Source organism: uncultured Corynebacterium sp. (genome assembly GCF_946998835.1).
Taxonomy (GTDB): Bacteria; Actinomycetota; Actinomycetes; order Mycobacteriales; family Mycobacteriaceae; genus Corynebacterium.
This window is the reverse complement of sequence record NZ_CAMQAZ010000042.1, coordinates 1-11,660: the sequence shown is the minus strand read 5'-3', so window position 1 is coordinate 11,660 and position 11,660 is coordinate 1. Positions and strand designations below refer to the sequence as shown.

Annotated in this window: 8 protein-coding genes; 7 read left to right on the top strand and 1 reads right to left on the bottom strand. The window is 57.5% G+C overall.

What is annotated here, in order from left to right:
- From sucB to Q0U90_RS10750, 6 genes are all read left to right on the top strand, one after another.
- The coding region (gene sucB, locus Q0U90_RS10775) for a 2-oxoglutarate dehydrogenase, E2 component, dihydrolipoamide succinyltransferase (RefSeq protein WP_297454888.1) at positions 1-1,138 on the top strand (1,138 nt) is incomplete at its 5' end.
- 520 nt (positions 1,139-1,658) lie between these two features.
- Positions 1,659-3,284 carry an inorganic phosphate transporter gene (locus Q0U90_RS10770; RefSeq protein WP_297454885.1) on the top strand — a complete coding sequence of 542 codons (1,626 nt, stop codon included), beginning with the start codon at positions 1,659-1,661 and terminating at the stop codon, positions 3,282-3,284.
- Between the two features lie 152 nt (positions 3,285-3,436).
- Positions 3,437-4,240 carry a lipoyl(octanoyl) transferase LipB gene (lipB, locus tag Q0U90_RS10765; protein ID WP_297454882.1) on the top strand — a complete coding sequence of 268 codons (804 nt, stop codon included), beginning with the start codon at positions 3,437-3,439 and terminating at the stop codon, positions 4,238-4,240.
- A 9-nt stretch (positions 4,241-4,249) separates the two neighbouring features.
- Complete coding sequence (lipA, locus tag Q0U90_RS10760; protein WP_297454879.1) at positions 4,250-5,308, top strand: lipoyl synthase; 1,059 nt, start codon at positions 4,250-4,252, stop codon at positions 5,306-5,308.
- Between the two features lie 93 nt (positions 5,309-5,401).
- Positions 5,402-6,181: a DUF4191 domain-containing protein gene (locus tag Q0U90_RS10755; RefSeq protein ID WP_297454876.1), complete on the top strand. Its 780-nt coding sequence runs from the start codon at positions 5,402-5,404 to the stop codon at positions 6,179-6,181.
- Positions 6,182-6,518: 337 nt separating this feature from the next.
- On the top strand, positions 6,519-8,138 hold the full coding sequence (locus Q0U90_RS10750; protein ID WP_297454891.1) for an aspartate:alanine exchanger family transporter: 1,620 nt from the start codon (positions 6,519-6,521) through the stop codon (positions 8,136-8,138).
- 52 nt (positions 8,139-8,190) lie between these two features.
- On the opposite strand, the gene Q0U90_RS10745 is transcribed toward Q0U90_RS10750, so the two are convergent.
- Positions 8,191-8,709, bottom strand: a complete 519-nt coding sequence (locus Q0U90_RS10745) for an RDD family protein (RefSeq protein WP_297454873.1) — start codon at positions 8,707-8,709, stop codon at positions 8,191-8,193.
- A gap of 403 nt (positions 8,710-9,112) precedes the next feature.
- Here Q0U90_RS10745 and glnA point away from each other — a divergent pair, with 403 nt between their 5' ends.
- The gene (gene glnA / locus Q0U90_RS10740; RefSeq protein ID WP_297454870.1) at positions 9,113-10,549 is read left to right on the top strand and encodes a type I glutamate--ammonia ligase; all 1,437 of its coding nucleotides are present in this window, start codon (positions 9,113-9,115) and stop codon (positions 10,547-10,549) included.
- Positions 10,550-11,660 lie beyond the last annotated feature (1,111 nt).

Here is an 11,660-nt window from a genome sequence, read left to right as displayed (position 1 = left end):
TCTCTACGACGAGGACGACACCGTTGACGTCGGCGAGGTCATCGCCCGCGTCGGCAGCGGCCAGCCGAAGAAGGCCGCTCCGAAGAAGGAAGAGCCAAAGGCTGAATCCAAGCCGGAGCCGAAGAAGGAAGAGCCGAAGGCCGAGGCTAAGCCGGAGCCAAAGAAGGAAGAGCCGAAGAAGGAGACCCCGAAGGCTGAGTCCAAGCCGTCCGCCAACAAGGACGTTCCTTACGTCACGCCGCTGGTTCGCAAGCTGGCTGACAAGCACGGCGTTGACCTGACCAAGGTCGAGGGTTCTGGCATTGGTGGCCGTATCCGTAAGCAGGATGTCCTGCGCGCCGCTGAAGGCGGCCAGGACACCGCTGCCAAGTCCGGCTCCAACTGGTCGATCAAGGGCGTTCGCCCTGAGCTCGCTGAGCTGCGCGGCACCACCCAGCGTGTCAACCGCATCCGCGAGATTACGGCTGCCAAGACCCTTGAGTCTCTGCAGACCTCTGCACAGCTGACTCAGGTCCATGAGGCCGACATGACTGCCATCTGGGACCTGCGCGCTGAGAAGAAGGCTGAGTTCGAGAAGAAGCACGGCGCAAAGCTGACCTTCCTGCCGTTCTTCGCAAAGGCAATCGTCGAAGCACTGGTTAGCCACCCGAACGTCAACGCTTCCTGGAACGAAGAGTCTAAGGAGATTACCTACCACGAGCAGGTCAACCTGGGTATTGCTGTCGATACCGAGCGTGGTTTGCTCTCCCCGGTCATTCACAACGCTCAGGACATGTCTCTGCCGGAGCTGGCTGCTGCAATCGCGGACATCGCAGACCGCGCCCGCAACAACAAGCTGACTCCGAAGGATCTGTCTGGCGGCACCTTCACCATCACCAACATTGGTTCTGAAGGCGCCCTGACCGATACCCCAATTCTGGTTCCGCCGCAGGCTGCAATGGTCGGCACCGGCGCGATTAAGAAGCGCGCAGTAGTCGTCACCGAAAATGAAGCAGATGCCATTGGCGTTCGCGCCATGGTCTTCCTGCCGATCACCTACGATCACCGTCTCATCGACGGCGCTGACGCAGGCCGCTTCATGACCACCGTTGTTGACCGCCTCGAGGTTGCTAACTTCGAATCGGATTTGCAGCTCTAAGCTGAGCGGTTAAGTGCCCTGCGCCTCACACGGGGAACGCGGGGCACTTGTGGAAATCCAGGCAGCCACCGGCTGAAGGTTACTTCTTCCCTGCCCGCGTCCGTCGCATATGCGGCTGACGCGGGCTTTCTTATGCGGTAGGCCTGGGTTCAGAATTTATGAGACCACTTGGCAGATGTCGCCACCTTTCGACACAGAGATTTTACGCGCTGTTTTTCCGTCGTTAAGCCAATAGCGGCACGCGAAAGTAGTACCCACGAGCGCGAGTAAAAGTGGCCAATAGACAGGCTTTTAGGCTATGGAAATGCGAAAATGTCATGTACCCGAACTCGCATTAATCACCTCTATTCTTCAGCAATAGAAACCAATGCCGGAATTGAAGATAATTAAATTCATTATCTGTTAACCTGGCGGCCATCTAGTTAGCTATTAGCCTTTACCAATCTAAGAAATCATTAGACAGCAGGCTTCTTTGGCGTGCCTATTTTTACTCTCTGTACGTAACTTAGAAAGGTGGAGCATGTCCTCGGCTCCAGCGGATACTAGTTCGTCGACCGGGGCCACATCGTCTGAGCAATCGAGTTCCTCAGACAAGTGGTGGCACCTCTTCTTCGGCGGCCTACTCGCAATCAACATCGTTATCTTTGTCTTCTGGGCTTATGACTTTGTCGGCCCACAGGCAAATACGGCAATTCTCCTCATTACCATCGCGTTCGCTGTCTTCATGGCGTTCAACATTGGTGGTAACGACGTCGCTAACTCCTTCGGTACCTCGGTCGGTGCCGGCACCCTGAGCATGAAGCAGGCACTTGTTGTCGCTTCAGTCTTTGAGGTTTCGGGCGCTGTCCTCGCTGGTGGCGAGGTTACTGACACCGTCCGTTCCGGCATCGTGGACTTGAACGCAATCGATGGCCTGGACCCGATGGAGTTTGCCTTCATCATGATGTCCGCGCTGCTCGGCGCGGCAGTCTGGCTCCTCGTTGCAACTCGCATGGGCTGGCCGGTTTCCACTACTCACTCCATCGTCGGCGGTATCGTCGGTGCTGCACTGACGGTCGGTTTCATCACCGGCAAGGGCGGCTGGAGCATGGTCCAGTGGGACCAGATCGGTCAGATTGCAATTTCCTGGGTTCTCTCCCCGGTCCTTGGCGGTTTAGTCGCGTTCCTTCTGTTCGGCGGAATTAAGAACTCAATCCTCGTCTACAACGACAAGGCTTCTAAGCAGCTGCAGGCCATCCACCAGGAAAAGGCGGATCTTAAAGCTCAGCACCGTGAAGAGTTCGAGAAGCTTCCTGAGCACGAGCAGATTGCTTACACTAACGCAATGCTTCGCGACGCGACGACGATGCGCGACAGTGATTGGACTCCGAATGACCTGGAGTCTGATTACTTCCGCAAGCTCGTTGACATCGAGTCCAAGGTTGATGACGTCCGCGCTCACCGCGCGCTAGAAGCCTGGGTTCCAGGCCTGGCCGCATTGGGCTCCGTCGTCATCTCGGCGATGATGCTGTTCAAGGGTCTCAAGAACCTGCACCTAGGCCTGTCCGGCCTGGACAACTTCCTGATTATGGGCATGATTGCCACCGCCGTGTGGCTCGCCGTTTACATCTTCGCCCGCACTTTGAAGCGCCAGGATTTGGATCGTTCGACCTTCCTGCTGTTCAGCTGGATGCAGGTCTTCACCGCTTCTGCGTTCGCGTTCTCCCACGGCTCGAACGACATCGCTAACGCGCTTGGCCCGTTCGTGGCAATTCTGGATGTTCTGAAGACCAACGAGATTTCCTCCGAGTCCGGTGTTCCGCTGGCAGTCATGGCCACCATGGGTGTTGCTCTGATTTCCGGTCTGTGGTTCATCGGCCGCTACGTCATCCAAACTGTCGGTTCCGGCTTGACCAAGATGCACCCGGCATCGGGCTTCGCCGCAGAGCTCTCTGCTGCTGTGGTCGTTATGATTGCTTCCTTGCTGGGTCTGCCAGTTTCCTCCACCCACATTCTGATTGGTGCAGTTCTCGGTGTTGGTATCGTTAACCGCGCCGCTAACTGGAACCTGATGAAGCCGATTGGTCTGGCCTGGGTTATCACCCTGCCGGCCGCTGCAGGTATCTCGGCAATTACCGTTTCCATCCTGCGCGTCGCCTTCGGCTAAATCTAACAAGAGCACGCCGCTTTCGCCCCGGCCGTCACTGTCGAGTGACTGTCGGGGTGTTTTGCATTTTTGTACTTCCGACTGCCCAAAGATCTGTTCGCCCGACCTCTAATCTGAGGCCGCCAGAAATTCGGCGTATCCTATAAAACACCATGACTGCCCCAAGAAAACCTTTTACCCGCGCAGATGAATCCATTCGGGAATCAAACTCCGACATCGAGATTCAACACCTGGGCCTGGTCGACTATGAGGAGACCTGGCACTTGCAGGCAGACCTTGCCGCAAGGCGTGCAAAAGACGAAATCCGTGACCAAATTCTCGTGCTGGAACACCCGAGTCTCTACACAGCGGGAAAACGCACACAGCCGGAAGACCGCCCCACAAATGGGTTACCGGTTGTCGATGTCGACCGCGGTGGACGAATCACCTGGCATGGACCGGGACAACTGGTGATGTACCCAATCATCAAGCTCGCCCAGCCGGTCGATGTGGTGGACTACGTCCGCAGACTCGAAGAAGCCCTCATTCAAACTGTTCGCCGGGCTGGCATCACAGCTGCGGGTCGTATCGATGGCCGCTCTGGGGTCTGGGTTCCAGCTGGAAACGAAATGACCGACCGCAAGATTGCGGCGCTGGGCATCCGCGTCACTCATGGCGTGACCATGCACGGGCTGAGCCTGAACTGCGACAACTCCATGGAGTTCTATAACTACATCGTGCCATGTGGAATCTCAGATGCTGGGGTGACCACCCTGTCCAGGGAACTTGACCGGGATGTTAGCGTGTCGGAGTTGACAAAACCGCTTCTGGCGGATCTGCGAGATGCGCTGGAAGGCCGGCTGACCGTTGCCGACCATTCCTTCGGCTCCGCGCCCGACCCCACGAAGGGCCTGCCACACCGGGTGAAACACAACTCCACTACCGGCATATTCGAGTACTCATCAACAAACAAGTAGGGTGAAACTGTGACTGTTAAGCCAGAAGGACGTAAGTTACTGCGCGTCGAGGCACGAAATGCCGAGACCCCTATCGAAAACAAGCCACGGTGGATCCGCAACCAGGTTCGCCCGGGCCCCAGCTACAAAGACATGAAGAACCGTGTCTCGGGCGCCTCCCTGCACACAGTTTGTCAGGAGGCTGGCTGCCCAAACATTCACGAGTGCTGGGAAGACCGCGAGGCCACCTTCCTCATCGGCGGCGACAAGTGCACCCGCCGCTGCGACTTCTGCCAGATTAACTCCGCCAAGCCAGACCCCTTGGACAAGGACGAGCCGCGCCGTGTCGCCGAGTCCGTCCGCGAGATGGATCTTCGCTACGCGACAATCACCGGTGTCGCCCGCGACGACCTGGCCGACGGCGCATCCTGGCTCTACGCTGAGACCTGCCGACAAATCCACGAGCTCAACCCGAATACCGGTGTCGAGCTCCTGGTCGACGATTTCCGTGGCGACGAATCCGCCGCACAGCAGGTCTTCGACGCCAAGCCTGAGGTCTTCGCTCACAACCTGGAGACGGTGCCGCGCATCTTCAAGCGCATCCGTCCAGCATTCCGCTACGAGCGCTCCTTGGAACTCATCACTCGCGCTCGCGAAGCTGGACTAGTTACCAAGTCCAACCTCATCCTGGGCATGGGCGAAACCTACGACGAAATCATCTCCGCTATGGAGGACCTGCACGGCGCGGGCTGCGACATCCTCACGATTACGCAGTACCTGCGTCCCACTCCGCTGCACCACCCAATTGACCGTTGGGTCAAGCCGGAGGAATTCGTCAAGCTCTCCAAGGCTGCCGAAGAGATGGACTTCGCCGGCGTCATGTCCGGCCCGCTAGTCCGCTCCTCCTACCGCGCCGGACGGCTCTACGCCCGCGCACTGACACACCGAGGTCAGGAGCTGCCCGAACATCTCTCCGCGCTTGCCGACGAAGGAGGCAGCGACCTCGCTCTGCAGGAGGCCTCTACTCTGCTCGACCGCTACGGCGCCTCGGAGGATACGCCAGTTACTTCGTCTGCTCCTGTCTCCTAGAGATTGACGGCCGTGGGACCGTCGTAAAGCGAAATAACGCCTCGGCGCGGTCTATTGCCTAAAACTGCATCACATGCCCTAGAGTTGGTGATTATGGCGACCAATGATGCGAAAGAAATGAAGAAGGCGAACCGCGCCGCCAAGCGCGCTCAGCGTAAGCAAACCCGCAGCCAGATGTGGCAGGCGTTTAAGCTGCAGCGTTCGCGGGACAACAAGCTCGTGCCGTACATGGCGTTGGGCTTCTTCGGCCCGGTTATCCTGCTGTTGCTGCTTGGCCTGCTCATTGGCGGTGTGTGGCCGTGGATTCTGACGATTATTGGTATTTCGATTGGCTTTATGGTCGCGATGTACATCTTCACCAAGCGCCTTGAGGCCACTTTCTATACCGAAGCAGAAGGTCAGGCTGGCGCTGCAGCGTGGACGCTGGATAACATGCGCCAGGGCGTTGGTTATGTCTGGCATGTCAAGACCGGTGTTGTCGCTAATCAGCACATGGATGCTGTTCACCGTGTTATTGGTAACGCCGGCATTGTGCTGGTCGGTGAAGGTGACCCCAACCGCGTTAAGCAGATGATTGCCCGCGAGAAGAAGTCGCTGGCACGCATTGCGGGCGAAGCTCCGATTTACGACATGATTGCTGGTAGCGACGAGGGCCAGGTGCCGCCGAAGAAGCTGCAGCGTGAGCTCATGCGCCTGCCGCGCAACCTGAACAAGGACCAGGCGAATGCGCTGAATGAGCGCATTCAGTCGATGGACCGCATCCGTGACGCGCGCGCCAACATGCCAAAGGGGCCGATGCCGAAGGGCGCTAACCCACAGGCAGGTATGAACCGCCGTGCTCGTCGTGCGGCAAACCGCGGCAAGAAGCACTAGTGGCTTAGCTAGGGTGCTGGTGCTAGGGCACTGTTACTACGGCGCTGTCGCTAGGGCCTTCGGGCTTAAGCCATTCGACCAAGAGCAATCTGCATGGCGCACAGCTGCATGGCGCACAGCTGCACTGTAAAAAGGGGCCTTCGGGCCCCTTTTTTGCACTCTAAAGCCAGTTGATATTGCGGCGCTAAAGCCCAGTTGCTGGTATGGTCTTGAAGCAAAATTAATGCCCCGTCGCCGGAGCGATTCCCCGCCATCAGCGGGCTGCGGGTAAGAGCTCTATTCTTGCTGGAAACAACGCTTAATGAAGATTCCCGACAGTTGTGCCACGATGGGGTATGTGCAACTCTTGGCTGAAAATGAACTCTTAGCGCTTCTAGTGATTCTGTTTCTTGGCCTGGCAATTGGCCAGATCAAGATCTTCGGCTTCAAGCTCGGTGTGGCCGCCGTTTTGTTCGTCGGCCTTATCCTGGCGACGATTGAGCCGGAAATTCAAATCTCCCCGTTGATTTACATCGTGGGACTGGCATTATTCGTCTACACCATCGGCTTGGAGGCGGGCCCCGAGTTCTTCAGCTCGCTACGCTCGCGGGGCATCAAGCACAATCTGTTTGGCATAGGCGTACTCGCGGTCGTCACCGTCGAGTCGTTCCTGCTAATCAAGTTTCTGCCTATCGACCCGGTGGAGGGCGCAGGCGCATTTACAGGTGCCCTGACCAATACTCCGGCTATGGCCGCGATTGTTGATGCCCTGCCAAGCCTGATTTCGGATAAGGGCGAGCTGGCCGCTGCTCGAGATATGCCAGTGATTGGTTATTCGCTGGCCTACCCGATTGGTGTGCTGGCAGTGATTGCCTCCATTGGCATCATGTCGAAGGTCTTCCGCGTCGATCACGACCAGGAAGCCATTGACGCAGGTGTCGCCGCACTTCCGCTGCACACGCGGGACATCAAGGTCCTCAAGGAAGATCTGCCTTCCGTCACTGACCTGCCCTCGAAGTTCAACCTCGACATCACTGTCTCGCGTATCGAGTACAAGGGTCACCTCTACATCCCCGCTCCGGGGGACACTGTCTCGATTGGCGATGTCATTTCTGTCGTCGGTACCGAAGAGGAAATCGCTCGCGCCGCTGAGTTCATTGGTGAGCTCATGCCGGGTGACCCGACTCACGATGGGCGCCTGGACTTCCGCCGCATTTTCGTCTCCGCACCTGATGTGGTCGGTGTCCCCATCGCGGAACTCCAGACTCGCATGGACGGCATGATTATCACGCGTATCCGCCGCGGCGACCACGATATCGTCGCCGAACCGAATATGCGTCTCGAGCTTGGTGACCGCGTCCGCGTGGTAGCACCGCCAGAGAAGATCAAGGATGCGACAAAGTTCTTCGGCGACTCCTACAAGAGGCTTTCCGACGTCAACCTGTTGCCACTCACCCTTGGTCTTACACTGGGTGTCCTTGTGGGTCTCATCAAGATTCCGCTGCCGGGTGGCAGCTCGCTCGCCCTGGGCTCCGCAGGTGGCCCACTGGTTGTGGCGCTGATTTTGGGTGCTGTCGGCCGCACTGGTCCGTTGGTCTGGCCTATCCCCTACTCGGCTAACCTAGCCTTCCGTACGATGGGCCTGGCTCTATTCCTGGCCGGTATTGGTACTACGGCTGGTAAGGGGTTCCAGGCTGCACTGTCCGACCCGGCATCGCTGACGGTTCTGGGTCTTGCTGCCATCATCGCGTTCAGCTCCGCACTGCTGACCCTCATTGTCGGCCACCGAGTGCTGAAGATTCCGTTCGGTCAGACGGCAGGTATCCTCTCAGGCCTACAGACTCACCCGGCAGTGCTCTCATACGTCAACGACCAGGCCAAGAACGAGTTGCCAGCAATGGGATACACAACGGTGTATCCGATGGCCATGATCATGAAAATCATTCTCGCCCAGGTCCTGGTCGTATTGGTGCTGTAGCGCTCGTTCGTTGCAGCGCCCCCGGTTGCTGAAGCGCTAGCCGAAACTGCGGCTAGCCCAAAATAACGGCCGTGCCGGTGGCACGGTCGTGCATGCCACGCATGTCCGAGTCGGTGATTGCCGGTGGCAGCAAAAAGAGCGTCAGCAAGCTGCGGAAGAAGGCGCGGACAAAACCGACTCGCTCTCCTGGCTTGTCCACACGGGCGACGCCCATCTTCATCATCCACTGGCCCGGAGTGCGCGCGAAAAGCCAGACCGATACCGTGCCGATAATGAGGAAGATAACTGGCGTGTAGGTCGCAAGGAACGACTGCCAGGCGATGAACGCATCCCCGAACTGATCAATCTGCTCCTGGCTTGGGCCAAAGAACGTTGAGAAAGCGCCAGCAATCATCAGGGAGATCACCCAGTCAATGAGAATGCCTCCGACACGACGCATCAGCGTCGCCTGCGAGCCTGGGCCGTCGGGGGCAAGACCCAGTGCCTGGCCGGGATAGTCCGAGAGTTTGTCCGGGTTATCGAATTCACCCGGAATCTGAGGGCCATCGAGCCAACTGTGCTTTTCTTCCATGGGTCAATAGTCTAATGCAGCAATCGATGTATCAAATCACAGGCTAGAGCAGTCACTCCGCGCATGCGGGGGTAATTCGGGGGCGATGCTGTACTGCCTTTTCCAAAATTTTTCGGCAAGTGGGTCGAAGGCTCGTCGTAAAGCGGGCGTATTGCGAATGCCCAGGATATTGCACTGTTTCCGTAAGTAGGTAGCTAGTTCCCTATTTGCGTATTCTGTTCCGTATTGCTGAATCCGCGACCCGCCACGTCAGAAAATCGTCGTTCTAATTCCAGAATGAATGCGCGGTTCGTTAAGCTTAAGAGCGTCAACCGGCCAGTCCTTGACAACGTGGCAGGCGTACGAAATGTCGTGCAAAAGTCCCCTGCTGCGTATTAAACAAGGCCAACTAAGGAGACCGCACATGTCCTTCAAAACTCCCGAGGAAGTAGTCGCGTATATCAAGGAAGAGGGCGTCGAGTTCGTCGATGTCCGCTTCACGGATGTTCCCGGCACCGAACAGCACTTCACCATCCCGGCATCCGCATTCGACGAGGACGCGATGACCGAGGGCCTGGCATTCGACGGCTCTTCGGTTCGTGGCTTCACTTCCATCGACGAGTCCGACATGGCGCTGCTGCCTGACCTGAGCACCGCGCGCATTGACCCGTTCCGCAAGGCGAAGACCCTCAACGTCAAGTTCTTCGTCCACGATCCGTTTACCCTCGAGCCGTTCTCCCGCGACCCGCGCAACGTCGCCAAGAAGGCAGAGGAATACCTCATCTCTACCGGCATCGCCGACACCTGCTTCTTCGGTGCTGAGGCAGAGTTTTACATCTTCGACAACGTCAAGTTCGAGACCGACACCAACCGCGGCTTCTACGAAGTTGACTCCGTCGAAGGCTGGTGGAACCGAGGCAAGGACGAGAACCCGGACGGTTCCACCAACCTGGGTTACAAGACCCGCCTGAAGGGCGGCTACTTCCCGGTTGCTCCGTATGACCACTACCAGGACCTGCGCGACAAGATGTGCCTGAAGCTGGCCAACGCCGGCTTCGAGCTCGAGCGCGCGCACCACGAGGTCGGCACCGGCGGCCAGCAGGAAATCAACTACAAGTTCAACACGATGCTGCATGCTGCAGATGACCTGCAGTCGTTTAAGTACATCATCAAGAACACCGCTTGGGAAGAGGGCAAGTCCGTCACTTTCATGCCGAAGCCACTGGCTGGCGACAATGGTTCGGGCATGCACGCGCACCAGTCGCTGTGGAAGGACGGCAAGCCGCTGTTCCACGATGAGGCCGGCTACGCAGGCCTGTCGGACATCGCTCGCTGGTACATTGGCGGCATCCTGCACCACGCAGGCGCAGTGCTGGCCTTCACTAACCCGACTCTGAACTCCTACCACCGCCTGGTCAAGGGCTTCGAGGCTCCGATCAACCTGGTCTACTCGCAGCGCAACCGCTCCGCCGCTGTGCGTATTCCGATCACCGGCTCCAACCCGAAGGCAAAGCGCATCGAGTTCCGCGCTCCGGACCCGTCCGGCAACCCGTACCTGGGCTTCGCCGCCATGATGATGGCCGGCCTGGACGGCATCAAGAACCGCATTGAGCCGCACGCTCCGGTCGACAAGGACCTCTACGAGCTCCCACCAGAGGAGGCCGCAGACATCCCGCAGGCTCCAACCTCTCTCGAGGCCGCACTTGAAGCCCTGCGCAATGACCACGAGTTCCTACTCGAAGGCGATGTATTCACCGAGGACCTCATCCAGACCTACATCGACTTCAAGTACGAAAACGAGATCGAGCCGGTTCGCCTGCGTCCGACTCCGCAGGAATACGAAATGTACTACGACTGCTAAAGCGTTCGCTTTACGACGGCCCCAGCGAGCATACCCCCTGCTCCTAGTGGCTACCTAGTGGCTACCCAGCGACCTTGAAGTGAATACCCCAAAAAACCGTCTGACCACAGTTCATTGTGGCCAGACGGTTTTTCGTTGCGGCCATGCTGGCTGCGGGGTGCCTGGGCCCGCATACGCGCGCGTATCTGAGCACGAATTTGTGCGCGGTTCCGGGCCACTTCCCTGAACAAATCCATACACCACCACAAAAGGGCCACACCTCCTGTACGAGTAGAGTCGCACACTCTCCTCCCCGGTCTTATCGATGCAATATTCACTTGTCGATGCGCTATAGCGTGGCCATAAGCGAACAGTGCATCGACAAGTGACTGAGTGGGGAGAATACCGTGCGCATAAGAGCCGGAAAGTCGTCGATAGGTGACGAAAAATCGTCGACAAGTGAAGGAAAATCATTGATAAGTGCCAGAAAACTGGCCATAAGTGCGAGGGTGGCGCTAGGGACAGTCACGAGGAGCGGCCACGAGGAGCGGCCACCAAAGGTGGATGGGGCATGCTGCGAAGATAGGATGCCAGGCAATCACGCCCGTTGAACCAGAAATGTGTCGCAGATTAATGACATGTGACAAATTTCATAAACACTGATGCGAGGGAGGATAATTCACTCATCGGTAATCGTTCTCAATACGAATCAATTGTGCATGTCGAAGCCGTTATTACGACTGGCTTATTGACGCAAAAACGTTGTGTCGCTGTGACCGTCGTAAAGCGCGAATGGCACGCCCGAAATTGCATGAAAATAGCTATTTGGCCGTACACCGAAGTGGTTTTTCCGTATGGTTAAACAACATAGCCCTCGGAAATTGGCGTTAGCGCTTCAGCCTAAAACGCCCTGTGGACCAGGGTGTGGCCTGACTTGCGGCCCCTCAGGGCTGTCGGGAGGAGACCGCGCCGAGGCATTTGATTGATTCTGGAGAGCATGCATCTGGAATTTCTTAAGCACAGCCGCCGTACGTGGTGGCCGATGAATATTAAGAAGGATTTGAGCATTCTTGACTAACGAAAACGCTGCCAACCCAGAAAACGCAACCCGCATTGATTTTCTCTACCTCAG

Excerpts from the sequence above, each read along its gene's own strand:
- Q0U90_RS10745 (WP_297454873.1), bottom strand. The coding sequence starts at position 8,709 with ATGGAAGAAAAGCACAGTTGGCTCGATGGCCCTCAGATTCCGGGTGAA.
- glnA (WP_297454870.1), top strand. The coding sequence starts at position 9,113 with ATGTCCTTCAAAACTCCCGAGGAAGTAGTCGCGTATATCAAGGAAGAG.
- Q0U90_RS10755 (WP_297454876.1), top strand. The coding sequence starts at position 5,402 with ATGGCGACCAATGATGCGAAAGAAATGAAGAAGGCGAACCGCGCCGCC.
- lipB (WP_297454882.1), top strand. The coding sequence starts at position 3,437 with ATGACTGCCCCAAGAAAACCTTTTACCCGCGCAGATGAATCCATTCGG.
- Q0U90_RS10770 (WP_297454885.1), top strand. The coding sequence starts at position 1,659 with ATGTCCTCGGCTCCAGCGGATACTAGTTCGTCGACCGGGGCCACATCG.